Annotated in this window: 18 protein-coding genes and 1 riboswitch; of the genes, 9 read left to right on the top strand and 9 right to left on the bottom strand. The window is 71.7% G+C overall.

What is annotated here, in order from left to right; translation table 11 throughout:
* Positions 1–24 precede the first annotated feature (24 nt).
* From AB0N06_RS05110 to AB0N06_RS05100, 3 genes are all read right to left on the bottom strand, one after another.
* Positions 25–2397, bottom strand: a complete 2373-nt coding sequence (locus AB0N06_RS05110) for a DUF5682 family protein (RefSeq protein ID WP_366133323.1) — start codon at positions 2395–2397, stop codon at positions 25–27.
* Entirely contained in the window at positions 2394–3506 is a 1113-nt protein-coding gene (locus AB0N06_RS05105; RefSeq protein WP_366133322.1) for an AAA family ATPase, read from the bottom strand. Before AB0N06_RS05105 ends, AB0N06_RS05110 begins: the two co-directional genes overlap by 4 nt.
* Positions 3507–3617: 111 nt before the next feature.
* Entirely contained in the window at positions 3618–4064 is a 447-nt protein-coding gene (locus AB0N06_RS05100) for a hypothetical protein (RefSeq protein ID WP_366133321.1), read from the bottom strand.
* A gap of 132 nt (positions 4065–4196) precedes the next feature.
* Between AB0N06_RS05100 and AB0N06_RS05095 the strand changes: the two genes are divergently transcribed.
* Both AB0N06_RS05095 and AB0N06_RS05090 read left to right on the top strand, forming a co-directional pair.
* Positions 4197–5600 (top strand): SWIM zinc finger family protein, encoded by a 1404-nt coding sequence (locus AB0N06_RS05095; protein WP_366133320.1) that lies wholly within the window; start codon positions 4197–4199, stop codon positions 5598–5600.
* Between the two features lie 17 nt (positions 5601–5617).
* Complete coding sequence (locus tag AB0N06_RS05090) at positions 5618–7216, top strand: DUF5691 domain-containing protein (protein ID WP_366133319.1); 1599 nt, start codon at positions 5618–5620, stop codon at positions 7214–7216.
* 170 nt (positions 7217–7386) lie between these two features.
* On the opposite strand, the gene AB0N06_RS05085 is transcribed toward AB0N06_RS05090, so the two are convergent.
* A complete protein-coding gene (locus AB0N06_RS05085) occupies positions 7387–7800 on the bottom strand; it encodes a cobalamin B12-binding domain-containing protein (RefSeq protein WP_358863017.1) in 414 nt (137 codons plus the stop codon).
* 352 nt (positions 7801–8152) lie between these two features.
* On the opposite strand from AB0N06_RS05085, the gene AB0N06_RS05080 reads away from it, so the two are divergent.
* Both AB0N06_RS05080 and AB0N06_RS05075 read left to right on the top strand, forming a co-directional pair.
* On the top strand, positions 8153–9016 hold the full coding sequence (locus tag AB0N06_RS05080; RefSeq protein WP_366133318.1) for an alpha/beta fold hydrolase: 864 nt from the start codon (positions 8153–8155) through the stop codon (positions 9014–9016).
* A gap of 294 nt (positions 9017–9310) precedes the next feature.
* Complete coding sequence (locus AB0N06_RS05075; protein ID WP_366133317.1) at positions 9311–10798, top strand: M23 family metallopeptidase; 1488 nt, start codon at positions 9311–9313, stop codon at positions 10796–10798.
* An 83-nt stretch (positions 10799–10881) separates the two neighbouring features.
* Here AB0N06_RS05075 and pcrA read toward each other — a convergent pair whose 3' ends face one another.
* Entirely contained in the window at positions 10882–13335 is a 2454-nt protein-coding gene (gene pcrA, locus AB0N06_RS05070; RefSeq protein WP_366133316.1) for a DNA helicase PcrA, read from the bottom strand.
* Positions 13336–13592: 257 nt separating this feature from the next.
* Positions 13593–13756, top strand: a riboswitch (cyclic di-AMP (ydaO/yuaA leader).
* Here pcrA and AB0N06_RS05065 point away from each other — a divergent pair.
* On the top strand, positions 13755–14921 hold the full coding sequence (locus AB0N06_RS05065) for an NlpC/P60 family protein (RefSeq protein WP_366133315.1): 1167 nt from the start codon (positions 13755–13757) through the stop codon (positions 14919–14921). It overlaps the preceding riboswitch by 2 nt.
* 93 nt (positions 14922–15014) lie before the next feature.
* Here the strand turns inward: AB0N06_RS05065 and AB0N06_RS05060 are convergent, their stop codons facing one another.
* A complete protein-coding gene (locus AB0N06_RS05060) occupies positions 15015–15368 on the bottom strand; it encodes a hypothetical protein (protein WP_366133314.1) in 354 nt (117 codons plus the stop codon).
* Between the two features lie 355 nt (positions 15369–15723).
* On the opposite strand from AB0N06_RS05060, the gene AB0N06_RS05055 reads away from it, so the two are divergent.
* Positions 15724–16773, top strand: coding sequence for a C40 family peptidase (locus AB0N06_RS05055; RefSeq protein WP_366133313.1), 1050 nt, complete (start codon positions 15724–15726; stop codon positions 16771–16773).
* A 71-nt stretch (positions 16774–16844) separates the two neighbouring features.
* On the top strand, positions 16845–17618 hold the full coding sequence (locus tag AB0N06_RS05050; protein ID WP_366133312.1) for a GNAT family N-acetyltransferase: 774 nt from the start codon (positions 16845–16847) through the stop codon (positions 17616–17618).
* A 110-nt stretch (positions 17619–17728) separates the two neighbouring features.
* On the opposite strand, the gene AB0N06_RS05045 is transcribed toward AB0N06_RS05050, so the two are convergent.
* Together AB0N06_RS05045 and AB0N06_RS05040 are read right to left on the bottom strand one after the other, a co-directional pair.
* The gene (locus AB0N06_RS05045; protein ID WP_366133311.1) at positions 17729–18424 is read right to left on the bottom strand and encodes a response regulator transcription factor; all 696 of its coding nucleotides are present in this window, start codon (positions 18422–18424) and stop codon (positions 17729–17731) included.
* Positions 18421–19707, bottom strand: coding sequence for a PspC domain-containing protein (locus AB0N06_RS05040; RefSeq protein WP_366133310.1), 1287 nt, complete (start codon positions 19705–19707; stop codon positions 18421–18423). The genes AB0N06_RS05045 and AB0N06_RS05040 overlap by 4 nt, the downstream gene beginning before the upstream one ends.
* A gap of 200 nt (positions 19708–19907) precedes the next feature.
* Between AB0N06_RS05040 and AB0N06_RS05035 the strand changes: the two genes are divergently transcribed.
* Together AB0N06_RS05035 and AB0N06_RS05030 are read left to right on the top strand one after the other, a co-directional pair.
* Positions 19908–21218 carry a PspC domain-containing protein gene (locus tag AB0N06_RS05035; RefSeq protein WP_366133309.1) on the top strand — a complete coding sequence of 437 codons (1311 nt, stop codon included), beginning with the start codon at positions 19908–19910 and terminating at the stop codon, positions 21216–21218.
* Entirely contained in the window at positions 21205–21468 is a 264-nt protein-coding gene (locus AB0N06_RS05030; protein ID WP_366133308.1) for a hypothetical protein, read from the top strand. The genes AB0N06_RS05035 and AB0N06_RS05030 overlap by 14 nt, the downstream gene beginning before the upstream one ends.
* On the opposite strand, the gene AB0N06_RS05025 is transcribed toward AB0N06_RS05030, so the two are convergent.
* Positions 21375–21884, bottom strand: a complete 510-nt coding sequence (locus AB0N06_RS05025) for a DoxX family protein (RefSeq protein WP_366133307.1) — start codon at positions 21882–21884, stop codon at positions 21375–21377. The genes AB0N06_RS05030 and AB0N06_RS05025 overlap by 94 nt on opposite strands.

Raw genomic sequence — 21884 nt, 5'->3', positions numbered from 1 at the left:
CCGTGCCTGATTCCGTGACCGTCGTCATCCTGTTGCCCCCAGCGGTTCCATGGCGTTGTCGGCACCCTCTGCGCCCTCGGCGTCCAGCCCCAGCAGCAGCCGCAGCACCGGTACCACCGCGTCCGCCCGCGCCTCGTCGAGGCCGGGCCCGAAGCCGGGTGCCGCCGTCCCGGCGGCGGTCGCGGCCGGTGCCCCGGCGGCCGGACCGCGTCGTACGAGCTCGCCGAGCGTGCGCCGTACGCCTGCTTCGTACGCCGAGAAGGTGCGGCGCAACAGCGGGAGCACATCGGTGAACATGTCGGCGGGGACACCGGCCAGCCAGGCGTCGACCAGGCCGAGCAGCCGCTCATCGTGGACAAGGAGCATGCCGCCCCCGTCGGCCCCGCCGACGAACCCCTCGATCCAGGCCGCCGCGTCGGCCGGGGGTGTGCCGGGCGAGAGGGCGAGGCCCATCAGCCGTGCCGCGTCGTCCTCTTCGAGCCGCCCGTCGTCGAGGAGCAGCCGCGTCGAGCGGCCGCGGATGACGCCCGCGACCGTGTCCCGGGCGGCCAGCTTGTGCAGCACGGCGGCCCAGCGCTCACGGAGTCCGTCCGCCGGTACGGTTCCGGCGAGCAGCCCGATCGCGGTGTGGACGCCGTCCACCTTGCGGCGCAGTTCGGCGGCGCCGTCGGCGTCGAGCCCGGTGCAGGCGGGCGGCAGTCCGACGCAGATCCGCTCGGCGAGCCCGGCCGCGACCTCGCCGAGCGCCGCGGTGTCCGTGGACCGGACGTCCCCGTACCGCAAGGTGCGGGCGAGGGCGGGCAGGGCGTCGGCGAGGTGGCCGACGTCTGCGTCGAGCGCGGCGCGGTCGGCGAGAGCCCGCATCACCACGGGCAGTGCCTCGGGCAGTTCGGCGAGGAGACAGTGCTCGGCGAGTGCGGTGACCTCGGCGAGGGCGGTCGCCGATACGGCCTCCGATTCGGCCTTGGCGGTCGCGGCGGAGAGCACGGTGGTGCCCCAGACCCCGGCCTCCGCGACGCGTACGTGCAGCTCCGGCTCCCAGTGCAGCCGCCAGGTCTCCCGGAAGGTGCCGGTGCTCCCCCGCCCGGTGGCCGGTTCGCCCCAGCCGACGGCGAGGAGCCGCAGGCGGTGCAGCAGGCGGCTGCGGGACGCGTCGGTGTCCTTGCGGAGGTCGAGCTCCAACTCCCGTTCCTGCGCCTCCGGTTTGAGCCGCAGGGTGCGCTGGAGCCGGGTGAGGTCGCGCTGCAACGGCACGGCCGGGGCGGTGTCCGGCACCTCGCCGAGCGCCTCGCCGACGATAAGCCGGTCCCGGACGAGCGCGAGCGGCACATCGGAGCCCTCGCACATCACCGCCCGGATCGCGTCTGTCGTCTCGTCCAGTCCGGCGAGCGGGCGGCCGCGCATCGCCGCGAGGGTCCCGGCGAGCCGGACGGCCTCGATGACATGGGCGGAGGACACGAACCGGTCCTCGTCGCGCAGGAGTCCGGCGACCTTGGTCATCCACCGCTCGACGGGGCGGTCCGGGGCGGCGAAGAGGTGTCCGTACCAGCCGGGCGAGTCGATGCCCGCCCCGTATCCGCTGTGCCGGGCGAGCCGGCGATGGGTCCAGGGCACCCACGTCAGCTCGGCCTTCACCTTGGGCAGTCCCTTGACGAGGGCCCGGTCGGCGCCGACGGTCGTCCGCGCGCCGAGCGCGGGCACGTGCCAGGCGCCGCAGACGACGGCGATGTCGTCCCCGAACTCCTTGCGCGCGGCCCGCAACTGGATCCGCATGTACGCCTCGCGGACGGCGTCGCGGGGATGCCCACCGTCCCCGTACACCTCGCGCACCACCGTCATCGCCTCGCCGAGCACGGCGAACGGGGCACGTGGGTCGGCGAGTTCGCCGTTGGGTGCGCGGTGTTCGACGATGTCCTCCCACCAGCGCTCCGGGTCGTCGTATCCGGCGGCTTCGGCAAGGGCGCCGATCGGGTCGACCGGTGGTGCGGCGACCGCGTCGGCCGGGGCGGCTTCCTCAGCTCCCCGCTCCTTGTCGTCGCTCCCGTCCGGAGAGTCGGTCATGGCCAGGGAATGCGCCGCGGGCAGGTCGATGAAGCGGACCGGGACGTCGTGGCCCAGCGCCCAGCGGATCGCGACCCACTCGGGCGAGAACTCGGCCAGCGGCCAGAACGCCGCCCGCCCCGGATCGTCCACAGCGTGAGCGAGCAGCGCGACGGGTGGCCGCATCTGCTCGTCGGCGGCGAGCGGCAGGAGTGCGTCGCCCTCGGGCGGCCCCTCGATGAGGACCGCCTTCGGAAGGGCGGCCTCCAGCGTGGCACGGACCGCGCGGGCGGAGCCGGGCCCGTGGTGCCGGACCCCGAGCAGCAGCGGCCCGGCGGCGGGCGCGGCCCCGGTCATACGGAGACCTCGCGGCAGGCGCGGTAGAAGTCCTTCCAGCCGTCCCGCTCCCGGACCACCGTCTCCAGGTACTCCTGCCAGACCACCCGGTCCGCCGCCGGATCCCGGACAACCGCGCCGAGGATGCCGGCCGCGACATCGCCGGGACGCAGCACTCCGTCGCCGAAGTGGGCTGCGAGCGCCAGGCCGTTGGTGACGACGGAGATGGCCTCGGCCGTGGACAGCGTGCCTGACGGGGACTTGAGCTTGGTCCGTCCGTCCGTCGTGATGCCGTCGCGCAGTTCACGGAAGACCGTGACCACCCGTCGGATCTCCGCCATGCCGTCGGGGGCGGCAGAAAGGTCGAGCGAGCGCCCCATCTGGTCGACGCGCCGGGACACGATGTCGACCTCGGCGTCGGGCGTGGCGGGCAGCGGCAGCACGACCGTGTTGAACCGGCGGCGCAGGGCGCTGGACAGCTCGTTGACCCCTCGGTCGCGGTCGTTGGCCGTCGCGATGACGTTGAATCCCCGGACGGCCTGGACCTCCTGGCCCAGCTCCGGAACGGGGAGCGTCTTCTCCGACAGGATCGTGATGAGCGAGTCCTGCACATCGGCGGGGATGCGGGTGAGCTCCTCGATCCGCGCGGTCATCCCCTCGGACATGGCGCGCATCAGCGGGCTGGGCACCAGTGCGTCGCGGCTGGGGCCGTGCGCCAGCAGCTGCGCGTAGTTCCACCCGTAGCGGACGGCTTCCTCGGGTGTGCCCGCCGTGCCCTGGACGAGCAGCGTCGAGTCGCCGCTGACAGCGGCCGCGAGGTGCTCGGAGACCCAGGTCTTGGCGGTACCGGGAACGCCGAGGAGCAGCAGTGCCCGGTCGGTGGCGAGCGTCGTCACGGCGACCTCGACGAGACGGCGCGGCCCCACGTACTTGGGCGTGATCACCGTCCCGTCCGCCAGCACGCCGCCGAGGAGATAGGTGGCCACCGCCCACGGAGACAGCTTCCATAGGGCGGGACGTGGGCGGTCGTCGGCTGCGGCGAGCGCCTTCAGCTCGTCGGCGAAAGCGTCCTCGGCATGCGGGCGCAGAGCCGCTGCGCCGACGGCGGCAGTGGTTTCGGACACGGTCATGGATCCCCCTCCAGATCGGTCGACCTGATGTGGTTCCCACCGTGCACCACGCCACTGACAATCGGCCCCGACCGCAGGTCAGGGCCGATTCAGCGGCTACGGGCGGGGAGTTCAGCCGGTCACCGGCGAGACCGCGACGCAGCCGCCGGCGGTGATGAGCCCCTCGCCCTTGGCCTTCTTGATGACCTTGCCCTTGTGCGTGATCGAGCAGGCGACGTCGGCCCCGTTCTCGTCCAGGGCGATCGGCATGACGGCGGGCGGCATGATGCCGCGCAGCGTGACGGTCTTCCGCCACGGCAGGGTCGGGGACTTGACCGTCTCGATCTCCGGGTCCATGGCCTTGCCCCCGCCCGCGTGGAACTGGATCTCGTCGACGCTCGTACCGGTGACCTCGTAGGTGACTTCGTACGTCTCGTCCACGGCCTTGTCCACCTGATCGACGGTCTCGGAGCAGGCCCCGAGGCCCACGGCGAGACCGAGGACGACGGCTGCGGAGACGGCAGTCCGGATGGTGCGGGCGTTACGGAAGTTGTGGATGTCGCGGACGGTGTGGCTCATGGGTCGATCCCCCGGATCCAAAGGCCGGTACCTCGCAGCGAATCGCAAAGGAGGAGTAAAGTCAAGTTGCTTGCACGACGACGAAATGGCAGGTCAGAGTGATTGTCAGTGGTGCGTTCTACCGTCGTTCCCATGCTGCTATCTCACGGGGGAGAACCCTTGCGCACCGCCGACCCGGCGGCGCGCTGGACGGTGGAGCAGGTCCTGGCCCTGGCTCCTGACGAGGCATCACGCAAGGCGGGGAGCAAGCTCGGTTCGGCGGGACCGTGGTCGGGTGGCGGGTGTGACGGTTCGGGTGCGGTGTGGGGGCTGTACAAGGGCAGCGGAAGCCGGCCGTATCAAACCGTGATCGACACCACCGGCCCTGCGTACAAGTGCAGTTGCCCCAGCCGGAAGTTCCCGTGCAAGCACGCGCTGGGTCTGCTGCTGGTCTGGGCTTCCGGCGCATCGGCCCTGCCCGCGGGCGTCGTGCCGGACTGGGCCGGCGAGTGGCTGACGGGCCGTCGCAAGCGCGCGGCGGACAAGGGGGAGAAGGGCGGGCCGGCGGCGGGCGGCGCCTCGGCCGCGGGCCCGGCCGACCCGGAGGCAGCCCGGCGGCGCGCCGAGCGCCGGGCCGGGCGGATCACCGGCGGTGCACAGGAGTTGGAGCAGCGGCTGACGGACCTGGTGCGCGGCGGTCTGGCGGCGGCCGACCAGTCGGGGTACGGGCTGTGGGAGGAGACGGCGGCCCGCATGGTCGACGCGCAGGCGCCGGGACTTGCCGGCCGGGTCCGTGAGTTGGGGGCGATCCCGGCATCCGGCCCCGGCTGGCCGGCGCGGTTGCTGCAGGAGTGCGCGCTGCTGCATCTGCTGGACACCGCCTGGCTGGGCATCGACCGGCTGCCGGAGCCCCTGGCCGCGACGGTCCGTACGCGGGTGGGGCTGACATCCCCCGCCGACGGCCTCCCGGTCCGTGACTGGTGGCTGGTCCTCGCCCAGTACGACACCCCGGACGGCAGGATCGTCACGCGTCGGATCTGGCTGTACGGAAAGGACTCCGGCCGCACCGCGCTGCTGCTGTCCTTCGGAGCGGCCGGGCGCTCCCCCGGGCAGGCCCTGCCGGTGGGCGTCACGCTCGACGCCGAACTCACGCCGTATCAGGGGGCCGGGCAGCTACGTGCTGAGCTGGGCGCGCAGTTCGGTGCGCCGGTGCCGTCCGGCACTCCCCCTCGGGGCTCCACGACCGCGGCCGCGGCCGCCGCGTACGGGCGCGCCCTGCGGGACGACCCCTGGCTGGAGTCCTGGCCGGCGACGCTGCGCGAGGTCATACCGGTGCCCTTGGGCGACGGCTGGCAACTGGCGGACGCCACAGGAGGTACGGCCCTGCCCATCGTTCCGTCGGCGCTGTCCCGGCCGGGCCTGTGGAAGCTCGTCGCGCTGTCCGGCGGCGCGCCCGTCACGGTGTTCGGCGAATGCGGCCACCGCGGCTTCGACCCGCTCGCCGCCTGGACCGATGGCTCCGACGGCGGTGCGACCGAGACCGTACCGCTCATCTGATCCCTGGAGGAGGACCGATGCCCAGGACAATCACCCCGTGGGAAGAACTCGTCACCTCGGCGTTGCTCGGCACCGATCGCCGACCGTCAACGGCGGGCGGCGATGGGGGGCCGGTCGCCCTCCTGAACGCGGCAGCACTGCAGACCGTGCGGCACAGAGCCGGACTGCTGCCCGCGCCCGCGGCCGCGCGGCCGGGGACGACGCCCCCCGATCCCCGGCCGCCGCTGCCGCCGGCCGCGCGGCGCAGACTCGCCCAGCTGCTCGCCGACCGGTCGGCGCCGGGCGGTGCGGGCGGCCGGCGGGGTGCCGCGCCGGATCTCACCGAGCTGATCCCGCAGTGGCTGGCCACAGCCGGTCTGCACGGCTACCGGGCTCCGGCGGCGCTGCTCCCGGCGCTGTTGGACGCGGCCCGCGCCCGTACCGACCTGCGGCCGCAGGCCCTGGCGTTCGCCGGTCCCCGCGGGCTGTGGCTGGCCCGGCTGAACCCCGAGTGGAAGTTCGCGCTGCGCGGCTCGGCCGGCGGCGCGCCGCGGCCCGAGGTGACGGACCCGGAGACGGTGCGCAGGCTGTGGGAGGAGGGCTTGTTCGCCGAGCGTGTCGCCCTGCTCGGGGCCGTACGCGCGCATGATCCGGGGAGCGCGCTCGCGCTGCTGACCAGCACGTGGCCGACGGAGCGTGCCGAGGACCGGCTGATGTTCGTGGACTCGCTGCGTACCGGGCTGTCCGGTGCGGACGAACCGTTCCTGGAGCAGGCGCTCTCCGACCGCAGCCGCAATGTCCGCGCGACGGCCGCCGAGCTGCTGTCCGCGCTGCCGGAGTCGGCGCTGGCCGGGCGGATGGCGGCCCGCGCGGCGTCGTGCGTGAACCCGGACCTGACGGCCAGTTCCGCGTCCATCGCCGTGGAGGCACCGCATGAATGCGATGCGGAGATGCAGCGCGACGGCGTGATCGCGGCGCCGCCGTCCGGCCGGGGCGAACGGTCGTGGTGGCTGGGCCAGCTGGTGGAGTCGGCCCCACTGTCCACCTGGCCGTCGCGGTTCGGCGGGCGTACGGCGCAGGAGATCGTCGCGCTGCCCGTCGCCGACGGCTGGGGTGAGGAACTGCACGCGGCGTGGTGCCGGGCGGCGGTGCGGCAGCGGGCCCCGGAGTGGGCCCGCGCGCTGCTGGGCGCCCCCTCTGTACCCCCGTCGAACGCCCCCGGCACGGCGTCGCTCGCCGAGCGCTCCACACTCCTCGCCACACTGCCCGATGCGGAACGGGCAGCGTGGGTGGCCGACTTCATTGCCGCGCACGGGCTGTCCGAGGCGTTCCAGCTCCTGGGGGTCTGCGCGACTCCCTGGGCGGAGCCGCTGGGCAGATCGGTCGTCGACGCACTCGACATCGCCCGCGACGCGGGGAGTTATCCATGGAGCTTCAGCGGCGTGATGGGCCTCGCCGAGCGTTGCCTGAACCCGGCGGAGGCGGACCGCCTGGAGGTCCTCACGGCGACACCGGACGAGCCGGAGGGCGCGTCGCCGGGAGCCGCCGGCTACTGGTCGGAGGCGTTCCGGCGTCTGGTCTCCACCCTGCGGCTGCGCGCGGTGATGGAGGTGGAGCTGATGCCGGAGGCGGTGTAGGGGGTGCGGTGGTGCCCGGCGGCGGGTTGCGCGGCCCGCGCCGTGCTGTGTCCTCAATCTCCCCATGGTCTCCAGGGCATGGGGAATCCCTTCGACGGACTCCGTCTCGCACCGGGCAGGCGATTGAGGACACAGAGCACCGGGCGGACGGGCGCCCCGGCCCGCCCGGGTCAGGCGTCTGCGGACTGGCGGACGTTGGCGTTCACCCAGTCGACGATCGAGCCCGTCGTCGCACCCGGGGTGAAGATCGCCGCGACGCCCTGCTCCTTCAGCGGCGCGATGTCCGCCTCGGGGATGATGCCGCCGCCGAAGACCTTGATGTCCTCCGCCTCGCGCTCCTTCAGGAGCTCGATCACCTTGGCGAAGAGCGTGTTATGCGCACCGGAGAGGATCGAGAGGCCGATCGCGTCGGCGTCCTCCTGGATCGCGGTGTCCACGATCTGTTCGGGCGTCTGGTGGAGGCCGGTGTAGATGACCTCCATACCGGCGTCGCGCAGCGCCCGCGCGATCACCTTGGCCCCGCGATCATGGCCGTCCAGGCCCGGCTTGGCCACCACCACACGAATCGGACCGGTCACACCCATCACTGCCTCCACATGCGTCTCCCGTGCCGGAAAGGGCCGGGGATGTGAACGAACGTTATCGACAGCATCCCGCAACCCGCCGTTTCGCGGTGGGCCGGGAGGGGGAAATCACACCTGGGACATGTTCGCCAGGCCCCGTTCCCGCATCACGCGGCGCACCTGCCGCGCGGGCCACGGAGGCAAGGGGAGCCGCAACGAGGTCGCCGTACCACCGCGCCGTCAGCCGCACGGCACGGTGGTACGGCCCGTCGACACGGTGGCCCGACCAGCCACCCGCGCCTCTGCCACGGCGCCCCATGAGGGCATACGGGGACTTGAGCCGCCTCCCGTGCGCCGAAGCAGGAGGTCGGCCATGAAGGTCCTGCCTTTTCATCCACTACTGCTGCGCCAGCCGTGTCTGCGCCGCACCTGGCTGTCATCGGCACTGCTGAGAGCCACCGCGCTGGAGCTGGTCGTGCTCGTCGGGCACGTACTGCTCTACCCCTCCGGCATGACCGGGGAGCGGCATGACGCGACGCCCCCGGCCGAACAGCCGCCCACCGCGCCGGCCGGAGCCCGGGCCCTGCCCGCCGAGAACCTCGAGCGGCGGCCCGTCGTGCTCCTGCACGGGTTCATCGACAACCGCTCCGTCTTCGTCCTGCTGCGCCGTTCCCTCGCCCGGCACGGCTGGCACCATCTGGAGTCCCTCAACTACTCACCGCTGACCTGTGACATCCGCACGGCCGCCGAACTTCTCGGCCGGCACGTCGAGGAGATCTGCGCCCGCACCGGTCACCACGAGGTCGACATCGTCGGCCACAGTCTCGGTGGCCTGATCGCCCGTTATTACGTGCAGCGACTCGGCGGTGACCGACGGGTCCGCACCCTGGTCACGCTCGGCACCCCGCACGGCGGGACCGCCGTCGCCCCGGTGGCCAGTGCGCACCCGATCGTGCGCCAGATGCGCAGCGGTTCCGCCCCGATCGAGGAGCTGCGCCGCCCCGCGCCCGGCTGCCGCACCCGGTTCGTGAGCTTCTGGAGCGAGCTGGACCAGGTGATCGTCCCGGCCGAGGCGGCCTGCATCGACCATCCGGACCTCGATGCGCTGAACGTGCGCGTCACCGGGATCGGCCACCTCGCGCTGCCGGTCCACCCGGCGGTCGCCGCCGGGATCCGGCAGGCCCTGGAGTCCCCGGAATCGGCCACCGGCCTCATGGGGGCCGCCTCGGTGGCCTGAAGGACCGGAGCCCCTCACTGGCGCAAGGCCGCCACGCCGTGCCGGGGCACACCCCCGGGCACCAGGGCCGCCCGGAGCGCATCCAGAAATAGAACGCGTTTCGAACATAGAGCCAAGGGTCTGTGCACAGCCCGCCGAAAGACGGCCGATTGCCCGTTTCCTGCGAGCCCGGGACCTGACGAAGATTGTCGCCGTCACGTACTGCCGGGTACAGTCGCGGCCACTGCTTTCCCCTGGGATTCCCCCACCGGATCCCCAGACCCAGGTCCTGCTGCCGAGGCGAGAGAGAAGTTGGTGAACGACCAGCACCCCCACGCCGGGTATGTCGGTTTCGACAGCCACTCCACGGGCAGCTACAACGGCGGCCCGCTCTTCGGCTCCCTCCCGGGCAGCTACGACGGCACGTACGACACCACCGGCTACAGCAGCGGCTACGACACCGGACAGGCCGGGTACAGCGGCCAGCACGACTCCGCCCAGTGGGACACCGGCGCACATCAGACCGCCGCGTACGACCCCTATGCCGCGTACGGGACCCAGCACCCGCAGCAGTACGACGCCACCGCGACCTGGATGCCGGAAGCCCCGGGCATCCCCGCGCAGGGCGGCGCTCCGGACACCTCGGGCGAGTGGGACACCAGCGGCTGGCACCAGAACGGCCAGTGGGCGACGACCGGGACGGCTGCCTACGACACCGGCGCGTACGACGCCACTGCCTGGAACACCGGCGCCACGCCCGAGCACGAACAGCAAACCGTGCACACCGCGCACGAGTCGTACGAACCCGAACAGGCCGCGTACGAGGTGTACGAGGACCAGGGTTCCTACGCTCCGTACGAGGCCTACCCGCCGGCCGGGACCGCGGAGCCCGCGGACATCACCGCGACCTCCGAGTTCGGCGTCGTCGACGTGGACCCGGACCTCGACGCCGACGCCGACGCGGACGACGCGGCAGACCGGGCAGACCACGCGGTGCACCACACCGTCGGCATCCCCCGCCCTGCGAGCCGTTCCGTCACCCGCGGCGGCGGTGGCAGCCGCGGCCGGCGTCGTACCGCCGCCAAGCGTTCCGCTCTTCTCACCGTCGCCGTCCCCTCCGCCTGCGTGATGAGCGTCGCCGGTATCGCCGCCGCCTCCGTCGGCGGACTCGGCAGCGGCGAGGACACCAAGGACGACACCACGTCGATGGCGGCCGCCGACCCCGGCAGCGTCAAGGCGGTCGCCGCCAACAACAAGCTCGACACCCAGCTCGCCAACCTCAGCGCCGACGCCGAGAACTTCGCCGACCGCGCCAGCCGCACCCAGGAGCGCATCGACCTGAGGGAGCGGCAGGCCGCCGAGAAGAAGAAGCGCGAGGAGGAGGCCGCCCGGAAAGAGGCGCTGCGGCCCAAGTTCCTGCTGCCGGTCCAGCAGCACGGCCTCAGCGCATACTTCGGCCAGGCGGGCGTCAACTGGATGTCCGTGCACACGGGCATCGACTTCCCCGTCTCGTACGGCACTCCGGTGATGGCCGCGACCGACGGCACCGTACGCACTCAGTGGAACAGCGCCTACGGGAACATGGCCATCGTCACCACGGCCGACGGCACCGAGACCTGGTACTGCCACCTCAGCAGCACCAGGATCCGCTCGGGCCCGGTCAAGGCCGGTGACGTCATCGCCTACTCCGGGAATTCCGGCAACTCCACCGGCCCGCACCTGCACTTCGAGGTCCGGCCCGGTGGCGGAGCGGCCATAAACCCGCTGCCCTGGCTCCGCAGCCACGGCCTCGACCCGTCCTGAGCAGCCGAGCCCGCCACAGCACAGACCCCACCCGCCGACGGGGCGGACACCCGCGCCCGCCCCGTCGGTTCCGGGGCGAGACCCTAGAGCTTTTCCACCGGCGCGTACCGCAGCAGCAGCTTCTTGGGCCGCTCGTCCCCGAAGTCGACCGTCGCCTTCGCCTGGTCGCCGATCCCCTCGACCGCCGTCACCGTGCCGAGCCCGAACTGGTCGTGCGTGACCCGGTCCCCGACCACCAGCGTGACCGTCGGCTTGTCCGAGGTGCGCCGGGTCGCGAAGCCCGAGGGGCCCGAGCGGGCGCGTGACGAGGACAGCGACGACGTGATCCCCGACGTCGGTCCGGCCGGGGCCGCCATCGGCCCGGTCCGCTTCCACTCCAGGTGCTGGTCCGGGATCTCCTCCAGGAACCGCGACGGCGGGTTGTACGAGGGCTGACCCCACGCACTGCGCATCGCCGCCCGCGTCAGGTAGAGCCGCTCACGGGCACGGGTGATCCCGACGTACGCGAGGCGCCGCTCCTCCTCCAGCTCCTTGACCTGTCCCAGGGCGCGCATGTGCGGGAAGACGCCGTCCTCCATCCCGGTCAGGAAGACCACGGGGAATTCGAGCCCCTTGGCCGTGTGCAGCGTCATCAGTGTGATGACGCCGGAGCCGTCCTCGTCCTCGTCGGGGATCTGGTCGGAGTCGGCGACGAGCGCGACCTTCTCCAGGAACTCGGCGAGTGTGCCCGTGCCTGCACCTTCTTCCCCGGCGGACTCCCCCCGCTCCTGCTCGAATTCGAGCGCGACGGCGGCGAGCTCCTGAAGGTTCTCGATCCGCGTCTCGTCCTGCGGGTCGGTGGACGCCTGGAGCTCGGCGAGATAGCCGGTCCGTTCCAGCACTGCCTCCAGCACCACGGCGGGGCCCGCGCCGGACTCGACGATCGTGCGCAGTTCCTCCATCAGCGTGTTGAACCGCTTGACGGCGTTGGCCGAGCGGGCCGCCATGCCGTACGCCTCGTCGACGCGGCGCAGTGCCTGCGGGAACGTGATCTTCTCGCGCAGCGACAGGGCGTCGATCATCGCCTCGGCGCGGTCGCCGATACCGCGCTTGGGCACGTTGAGGATGCGGCGCAGCGGAACGGTGTCCTCGGGGTTGGCGAGGACCCGGAGGTAGGCCAGGATGTCCCGGACCTCCTTGCGCTCGTAGAAGCGCACGCCGCCAACGACCTTGTAGGGCAGGCCGACGCGGATGAAGATCTCTTCGAAGACGCGGGACTGCGCGTTCGTCCGGTAGAAGATCGCGACGTCGCCGGCCTTCGCGTCGCCCGCGTCGGTCAGCCGGTCGATCTCGTCGGCGACGAACTGCGCCTCGTCGTGCTCGGTGTCCGCGACGTAGCCGGTGATCCGGGCGCCCTCGCCCGCCTTCGTCCAGAGGTTCTTGGGGCGGCGGCTCTCGTTGCGCTCGATGACCGCGTTGGCAGCCGAGAGGATCGTCTGCGTGGAGCGGTAGTTCTGCTCCAGCAGGATCGTCGTCGCGTTCGGGTAGTCCTCCTCGAACTGGAGGATGTTGCGGATCGTCGCGCCGCGGAAGGCGTAGATCGACTGGTCGGCGTCACCCACGACGCAGAGCTCGGCGGGGGCGTCGGCCTCTCCGGCCGGGCCGACCAGTTCGCGTACGAGCGTGTACTGCGCGTGGTTGGTGTCCTGGTACTCGTCGACAAGGACGTGCCGGAAGCGGCGGCGGTAGTGCTCGGCGACGTCGGGGAACGCCTGGAGCAGATGGACCGTCGTCATGATGATGTCGTCGAAGTCCAGCGCGTTGGCCTCGCGCAGCCGGGACTGGTACATCGCGTACGCCTGGGCGAGCGTCTTCTCGAAACCGTCCGCGGCCTGGCCGGCGAAGGTCTCCTCGTCGATCAGCTCGTTCTTCAGGTTCGAGACCTTGGCCGTGAACGACTTCGGCGGGAAGCGCTTCGGGTCGAGGTCCAGATCACGGCAGACCAGGGCCATCAGCCGCTTGGAGTCGGCCGCGTCGTAGATCGAGAACGACGAGGTGAAGCCGAGCCGCTTCGACTCGCGGCGCAGGATCCGGACGCACGCACTGTGGAACGTCATGACCCACATGGCGTTGGCGCGCGGTCCGACGAGCTGCTCGACGCGCTCCTTCATCTCGCCCGCGGCCTTGTTGGTGAAGGTGATCGCCAGGATCTGGCCTGGATGCACGCCGCGCTCGGCCAGCAGGTGGGCGATGCGGTGGGTGAGCACCCGGGTCTTGCCGGAGCCCGCGCCGGCGACGATGAGCAGCGGCGATCCGGCGTGCACGACCGCGGCGCGCTGCTCGGTGTTCAGCCCGTCGAGCAGGGCGGCGGAGTCGATGGCGGGGCGGTGAGCGCCGTCCCGGTAGTACGCGTCCCGAGGTGGCGGGGGCGCGTCGAACACGCCCGCGAAGAGGTCCTCCGGCACCGCTTCGGGTGCGGAGTCCTCGGGGGGCGGCGGGGGTTCTTCCTCCGAGTGCTGGAGGCCGGCCAGGAAACTGTCGTCAAAGAGGCTGCTCATCGCCTCACGAGTCTAGGGCGACGCACCGACACTCTGCGGCCGCATGGAGAAGCGCGACCGGAAGGCGCCTACATACGGAGAACGCCCACCCACGCCCCGTAAGGAAATCGGGGCCCGGGCCGCCTCCTTCGCCCCCTCTTCACCGAGGTCACGAAAACGTATCGGACATATCGAACATCAACCTTCACAGCGGCACCACGGTTGGCTAGCGTGCTCCGTCGGGCGGCCCGTACCCCCTTGAGGCGAACCACGCCGAGCGGGCTCCCCCGCCGAATCCGGGCTGCCCGCGGGGAGTTCGGAACCGGGGACCCATAGGCAAAACCGGGGTGAATCGGTCTGTATCCCCACTCGGACCGTAGGGCAGCCTTCCGTTCCGCCCGAACCCGACAGCTAACCCGGTAGGCGGTCCACGGAAGGAGATGCCGGCTTTGGCATCGCATCGCAAACCGCGCAGCCGGGTACGCACCACCACCCCCGCCGTCGGGCTCACGACCGCCGCACTGGCAGGGGTGACCCTGCTGTCGACCCAGAGCGCCATGGCCGCCCCGAGCTCACCCAAGCCCAGCATCGAGGACGTACAGAAGAAGGTCGACGACCTCTACCGGCAGGCGGGCACCGCGACCCAGCAGTACAACAGGGCGAAGGAGGCCTCCGCCACGCAGCGCGGCAAGGTGAACGCCCTGCTGGAGGACGTGGCCGAGCGCGCCGACAAGCTGAACGAGGCACGCAGGACGCTCGGCAACTACGCGGCCGCGCAGTACCGCACCGGCTCCATCGCCCCGACCGCCACCTTCTTCCTGGCCGACGACCCGCAGTCGTACTTCGACCAGAACCAGCTGATGGACCGGATGACCGCCCAGCAGCAGAAGGCGGTCACGGACTTCCGTACGCAGCAGGCGGCAGCGGCGAAGAAGCGCACCGAGGCGGTGCAGAGCCTGGAGACGCTCACCGAGTCCCAGGCCACACTCCGGACCAGCAAACGATCCGTCCAGAAGAAGCTGGGCGAGGCGCGCGCGATGCTGTCGAAGCTGACGGCCGAGGAGAAGGCGCGGCTGGCGGCACTGGAGCGCGAGAAGGAGGCGGAGGCCAAGCGCAAGGCGGAGGAACTCGCCCGCCGACAGGCCGCCGCCAAGGCCGAGGCGGACCGCAAGGCCCAGGAGGCGGCGAAGGCGGCCGGCTCCACCGGCACCACGGGGACGGGCACGGGAACCGGGACCGGCTCGGACACCAGTGCCACCACGAAGGCCGAGAAGGTTCTCGCCTTCGCCCGCGCCCAGATCGGCAAGCCGTACGTCTGGGGAGCGACGGGCCCCTCCTCGTACGACTGCTCGGGGCTGACTCAGGCCGCCTGGAAGGCGGCGGGCGTCGACATCCCCCGCACCACCTGGGACCAGGTGAAGACCGGCACCCGGATAGCCACGGCCGACCTCAAGCCGGGCGACCTCGTCTTCTTCTACGACGACATCAGCCACGTCGGTATCTACAAGGGCGACGGCATGATGATCCACGCCCCGAAGCCGGGGGCGAACGTCCGCGAGGAGTCGATCTACTACATGCCGATCTACGGCAGCGTGCGCCCGGCGTGACGGCGGGCCCTCATGCACGAGTGAGCCCCTGCCGGGTCCGGCAGGGGCTCACTCGCGCATGAGGGTGGTCCGGCTCAGAGGCCCGACAGCCTCTCAGGTCCAGAGCATCGCGATGAAGATATTGGCGACCGTCAGTCCGCCGACCGCCGCGAACACGCCCTTCTCAGCCTTCTCCTCGTCCCGCTTGATGTAGACCAGCGCGAGGATCACCACCAGGACCGCCAGCTTCACGCCGATCTTGATGTTGTTGACCGAGTGGCCGTCGGCCTGATTGAGCCCGACCAGCGCGACGCCGGTGACCAGCATGGTCAGCGCGCCGTGCAGCATCGCCGGGACGAAGCGTGCCGTTCCCGCGCCCATCGCCTTCATCTGGGTCAGGAAGCCGCCCAGGAGGGAGGCGATGCCGATGATGTGCAGCGCGACGAAGACATTGATGAGTACGTCCATGAGGCAGCAGCCTAGCCGGGGCCATATCACCCCTCTTCGGCGAGGTGGGGGCTCCTCGGCATTTCGCTTGCATCTGCAACAATTGCCTGACTCTGGTGTGATTTTCCGGTCACTCAACGACAACACATCGCTAAATTCGGGCAATAACCGTCATTGCGACTCTTCCCCGCGCCCCGGGCCTAGCGTCCCTGTCCAGGTGGCCGGCTTCACCACCGCTCCGCACCCGGACGGCAGCCCGGTCACCCCGCCGAGAAATCCGGCGGCGGGCCGCTCCCCCTGTTGGCGTGCCGCCGCCGGACCTCAGCGGCCCGCCGGTAGGCCCCGACGGGCAGTCGACACAAGGAGCCCCGTCCCCGTGGCAGCGCATCGGAAACCCAGGCAGCGCCCGCACCCCGGCTCCGCCGCCCGCACCGCAGCCACCCTCGCCTTCGCCGCGGCGGCGACCGCCGTCGCCCTGCCGGGCTCCGCGCACGCCGAACCACAGCCCACCCCCTCCCGGATCAAGGCCGCGGTGGACCGGCTGTACCACGACGCCGAGGTCGCCACCGAGCAGTACAACGGCGCGAAGGAGAAGGCGACCGCCGCCGCCAAGTCCCTGAACGCACTACGCGACGAGGCCGCCCGCAGGACCGAACGCCTCAACGCCTCCCGCAACGCACTCGGTTCGCTCGCCGCCGCGGAGTACCGCACCGGCGGCCTCGACCCCGCCGTGCAGCTGGCGCTGTCCTCGGACCCCGACCAGTATCTGCAACGGGCCTCGTACGTGGACCGGGCCGCCGACCGCCAGGCGGCCGAGGTCTCCAACGTGCGGCGGCAGGTGACCGAGATCGCCCAGCTGCGCACGGAGGCGAAGGACGAGCTGGCGGACCTCACCGCCCGCCGTGCCGACCTGAAGAAGCACCGGACGACGGTCAGGGCCAGACTGGCGGATGCCCAGAAGCTCCTCGACACCCTCTCACCCACGGAGCGCGCCGAGTTCGAACGCTCGGACACCGCCCGCGCCGCCGCCCGCGCGGATCGCAGCGCCCCGCGCTTAGGCACCGCCGAGGCCCCCAACGCCCGCGCCGCGGAGGCCATCGCGTTCGCCTACGGGGCGCTCGGCAAGCCGTACGTCTGGGGCGCGACCGGACCGTCCTCGTTCGACTGCTCCGGGCTGACCCAGGCCGCCTGGCGCTCCGCCGGCGTCTCACTCCCCCGCACCACCTACACCCAGATCAACGCCGGCCGGAACATCCCCCGCTCCGAACTCGTCCCTGGCGACCTGGTGTTCTTCTACTCCGGGATCAGCCATGTCGGTCTCTACATCGGCGACGGACAGATGATCCACGCGCCGCACCCCGGAGCGCCGGTCCGCATCGCGCCGATCGACGGCATGCCCTTCGCGGGAGCGACCCGGGTCGCATAGGCTCCCTTGCTGCACAGTTCGCCGTCCTGAGTCCGGAGCCCCGACCGGACCGGTCGAAGGGGAGCCCTCGTATGCCCATGGACACCGACGTCCAGACCTACGCCCAGACACTCGCCCTCCGCTCCCCCGGCCACCTCCGGGTCGGCCCGTTCACCGTCCGCCACAACCCGAACTGGTCGCTGAAGTACGCCAATTACGCGATCCCGGACCGGGACTCCGAACCGACCGCGACCGACGTGCAGGAGCTGATCACCGCATTCCGCGAACGGGACCGGATGCCGCGCCTGGAGTATCTGCCTGGCTGGGCACCCGCGGTCGAACCGGCCCTTCTCGCCGCCGGGTTCACCGTCGAGGACCGTCCGCCGATCCTGGCGTGCACACCCGGCGACCTCCTGCCGCCGAAGCCCGTCGACACCCTCGTGCTGGCCGAACCGGCCACCGACGCCGAGTTCGACGCCGCCGCCCGTGTACAGCACCACGGGTACGGCGGGACCGGGGAGCCCGAGGGCGGCCAAGCCGCGTGGCTGCGCGACGCGGTGGCGGGCGGCGGAGTGGCGGCGCTCGCCACCCTCGACGGCACCCCGGCGGGCGCGGGCGGCTGCTCGGTCCCGGTCGACGGCCTCACCGAACTGTCCGGTCTCGCCGTCGCCGACGCCTTCCGCCGCCGCGGCATCGGCGCCGCACTCTCCGCCCATCTGACCGCGGCCGCGTTCGCGCGGGGCTGCCGGGTGGTGTGGCTGGAGCCGGCCGACGCCGCTGTGGAACGGATCTACGCGGGCATCGGCTACCGAAGGATCGGCGAAAAACTCAACATCTCCGTCGACCCCGAACGGGAGAACAGCTGACTCCGAGGCTGTCCGGCTGCCTTCGACCGGGAAGCGTGCGTGCCAGGGCACGACCGCCCGATCAGAGGTAGCCCGACAGCCTCTCAGCTTGGCGTTCAACGTGGCCGCGGTCAGACCAGTCGTCGGGCCGTCGCCCACCGCGTCAGCTCGTGCCGGTTCGACAGCTGGAGCTTCCGCAGTACCGCCGAGACATGTGACTCGACCGTCTTCACCGAGATGAACAGCTGCTTGGCGATCTCCTTGTACGCATAGCCGCGTGCGATCAGCCGCAGCACCTCGCGCTCGCGCTGCGTCAGCCGGTCCAGGTCCTCATCGACCGGCGGTGCGTCCGTCGAGGCGAACGCGTCGAGGACGAAGCCGGCCAGCCGGGGCGAGAACACCGCGTCGCCTTCCTGCACCCGGAAGACCGAATCGACGAGGTCGGTGCCGGTGATCGTCTTGGTGACGTAGCCGCGGGCGCCGCCGCGGATGACACCGATGACATCCTCGGCGGCGTCGGAGACGGACAGCGCGAGGAACCGCACCGGGTTCTCGACCGTGCCCATCAGCGGGGTGCAGCGGCGCAGCACCTCGACGCCGCCGCCGCCCGGCAGGTGCACGTCGAGGAGGACGACCTCGGGACGGGTCGCCGTGATGACGGTGACCGCCTGATCGACGTCGGCGGCCTCGCCGACGACCTCGACACCGGTCTCCTCGGTGCGACCGATCTCGGCCTGGACTCCGGTGCGGAACATCCGGTGGTCGTCGACGAGCACGACCCGTACCCGGCGCTCCCGGCCCCCGGCCGTTTCGGTGGTCTCCGTCATTCGCTCGCCCTCTCCATCTCCAGCTCGACTTCCGTGCCCCCGCCGGGCACCGAACGCAGCCGCGCCGTACCGCCGTTGCGCTGCATCCGGCCGATGATTGATTCTCGTACGCCCATTCTGTCCCCCGGTACGGCATCCGGATCGAATCCCGGTCCACGGTCCCGTACGGAGACGAAGACCGTGCGGCCCTCGACCTCCGCGTAGACCTGCACGGCGCCGCCCTCGCCACCGTACTTCGCGGCATTGACCATCGCCTCGCGTGCGGCCTGCATCTGTGCGGCAAGCTTCTCGTCCAGCGGGCAGTCGCCGACGACGACGACCTCCAGCGGGACGCCGTGCTTGTCCTCGACCTCGGCGGCGGCGCGTTTGACCGCCTCGGCAAGGGTCTCGGGTTCGTCGTCCTCGTCCTTGCCGGTGCCCTCGGGGTTGTACAGCCAGTTGCGCAGCTCGCGTTCCTGGGCGCGGGCCAGTCTGCGGACCTCATTGCCGTCGTCCGCGTTGCGCTGGATCAGGGTGAGGGTGTGCAGCACGGAGTCGTGGACGTGAGCCGCGACCTCGGCGCGTTCCTGGGCCCTGATGCGCATCAGGCGTTCCTCGGACAGGTCCTGCGTCATGCGCACGAGATAGGGGCCCGCCAGCAGCGCGATGCCGGTGAGGACGGCGATCGCCGCGGTCAGGACATTGCCGAGCTGGGCCGCGGAGCCGCGTACCACTATGAACACGGCGAGCCCCAGGCCGACCAGGGCGACCCCGGCCAGCGCCCGGGCCAGATGCAGCACCCGGCGGCGGCTTCCGACCTCCATCCAGCGGGCCCGGCGAGCGTTGTCGGCCTGCCGCCACACCAGGACGGAGCCCGCGCCGATCAGCAGCGTCGGCCAGATGTAACGGTCGGCCTCGCTGCCCATGTCGACGTTGCCGACGAAGATGACGGCGCCGATGAGGAGCGCGAGGAGAGCGAACACCTGCCCCTTGTCGGGCTTGCGGAGCCTGCGCCGGCCGTCGGGGGCCGTCTCGAAGACGGAGCGCGGCGCCTCGACGCCGCCGACGCCGAGCGGGACGACGATCCAGAACACGGCGTAGAGCAGAGCCCCGAGGCCGTCCGCGAAGAACAGTCCGAGGAAGACGAACCGCACCCAGACGACGGGCAGCCCGAGATGTCCGGCGAGACCGCGCGCGACGCCGCCGAGCAGCCGTCCGTCGGCGCTGCGGTACAGCTTGCGCAGCGGTGGCTCCTCCGGGTCGGCGCTGAGGGAGCTTGCGGCTCGGGGTGTGGCGGTCGGCATGCCCCGATCGTCACATGGACGGTGTACGCGGCGGTATCAGGGTCTGCCCCCACTTCGACCCTGAGATGGGCAGGTCGCACCCACCGCACCCACCGCACGCCCCGCGACGGCGCCCTTCAGGGTCCGGGGGTACGAATATCAGGGACCGGCCAGGGTCGGCACGGGTCCCGTCGGCGCCGGCCGCCCGTCACCATGGAGGCATGACCGTTCCCCAGGACGCCGCGCCCGGCGTCGCACCGCCGCCCGCACCGAGACCGCAGCTGCAGCGCAGCTCGCGGCAGAAAGTAGTGGCCGGGGTGTGCGGCGGACTCGGCCGGTACTGCGACGTGGACCCGGTGATCTTCCGGATCGTGATCGGTGTGCTGTCGGTGACCGGTGGCGTCGGCCTGATCTTCTACGGCTTCGCGTGGCTGCTGCTCCCGCTGGAGGGCGAGGAGGAGAACGAGGCGCGCAAGCTGCTGTCCGGCCGGGTCGAGGGGGCGTCGCTGGTCGCGGCGCTGTTCGCGCTGATCGGCTGCGGGCTCTTCCTGTCCATGCTGGGCAACGGGGGCACGCTGGCGTTCTCCGCGATGCTGACGCTCGCGGTCGTCGGTTTCAGCGTGTGGACGCAGCACCGCAGGACCGCCGCGCCCGAGGACCCGCTGCACCCGACGGCCGCCGCGCAGGCGGTGGCGGACGCCCCGCCGGAGGTGAAAGCGCCGCCGTCGCCGGGCAGCCCGTCCTGGTGGCGGGATCCGATCATCAAGGACGGCACGTCCGGGCCGGCGGGACCGGGATATCTGTGGGGCCCGGCGGGTGCGGTGGCCGGCAGTCCGCCGGTACCCCGCAGGGCGGCGGACTCCCCGTACCGCGCACCCGAGCCGGCCCGGGCCAACCGGGGGCCACGCTCGATCGGCGGCCTGGTCTTTCTGCTCGCCCTGATCGCGGGCGGTCTGGGCACGGGGCTCAGCTGGCATACGCATCCGTTCGGTACGAGCCTGCAGTTCGGCCTGGCCGCGGCACTCGCCGTGTTCGGTGCGGGGATGCTGGTCAGCACCTTTCTCGGCAGGACCGGGTTCGGCACCGTCCTGCTGGCAATGATCACGGCGGCGCTGCTGGCGGGCGCGGCCGCGCTGCCGAAGGACATCAGCACCCATTGGGTACGGAAGGAATGGCGCCCGGCGTCGGTCGCCGCGGTCCAGCCGCGGTACCAGCTGGGCAGCGGTGTCGGCAGACTCGACCTGTCGAAGGTGCCGGCCTTGAAGGGTGACACGGTCCGGACGCAGCTGGGGGTCGGCGCGGGCCGGGCGGTCGTCGTCGTACCGAAGGCGGTGACGCTCCAGGTGCGGGCGCACGCCGGGGTCGGCAACGTCCGGCTGCCGGGCGATCCGCCGGGCCATGTGGACATCAGCCCGTCGCCGAAGGAACACCGCACGATCGCCCCGCCCGCGGGCGTCACCCCGGCGGGCACGGTCGAGCTGGATCTGGAAGTCGGTATCGGACAGGTGGAGGTCATTCGTGCTGCGTCATGAGATCCGGCCGGGCCGGGCGGTCGCGGGGATCGCGATGCTCGCCCTCGCCGCCGGTTACGCGGCGGACGCGGCGGGCACCTGGGACGCCCCCTGGGTCTTCTTCTTCCCGGTGTTCTTCGGCGGCCTCTGGCTCGCCGCGACCACGACGTGGATCGGCTACCGTATCCGCCGCCGTCGCGACGCGAGGAAGGCGTCCACGGAGAACGACGCGGCGGCGCCGAGCACCAGCGGCAGCCAGGCCATGAGGTAGGCCAGGTCGTTGCCGAAGTAGTACGGCTTGACCCGCCAGCTCACGGTCAGCCACAGACTCAGCGAGATCAGCGCCCCGCCGAGTGCGGCGAGCCGGGCCCACAGCCCGATCAGCGTGCCGATGCCGACGGCGATCTCACCGAGGGCGATGGCGTACCCGAAGGCTCCCGGGCTCTTCAGTGCGAGATCGACGAGGGCCGGGATCGCGGCGGAGTCGCGCACCGCGTGCATCGTCTCGCCAATGGAGCCGGGGCCCGTGGCGCGGATGAAGGCACTGTCCGTCAGTTTGTCGAGCCCGGCATAGAGAAAGGTGACACCGAGAAAGATCCGCAGCGGCAGCAGGGCATGCTCCCGCGCCAGCTCCCGGATGCTTACCGCCTCGCCCAGACCTCGCGAATTCGCGCCATACCCATGCAT

The organism is Streptomyces sp. NPDC051020 (assembly GCF_040683105.1).
Classification (GTDB): Bacteria; Actinomycetota; Actinomycetes; order Streptomycetales; family Streptomycetaceae; genus Streptomyces.
Note: the sequence above shows the minus strand (reverse complement) of the source record. Positions and strands in the feature narration are given on the sequence as shown.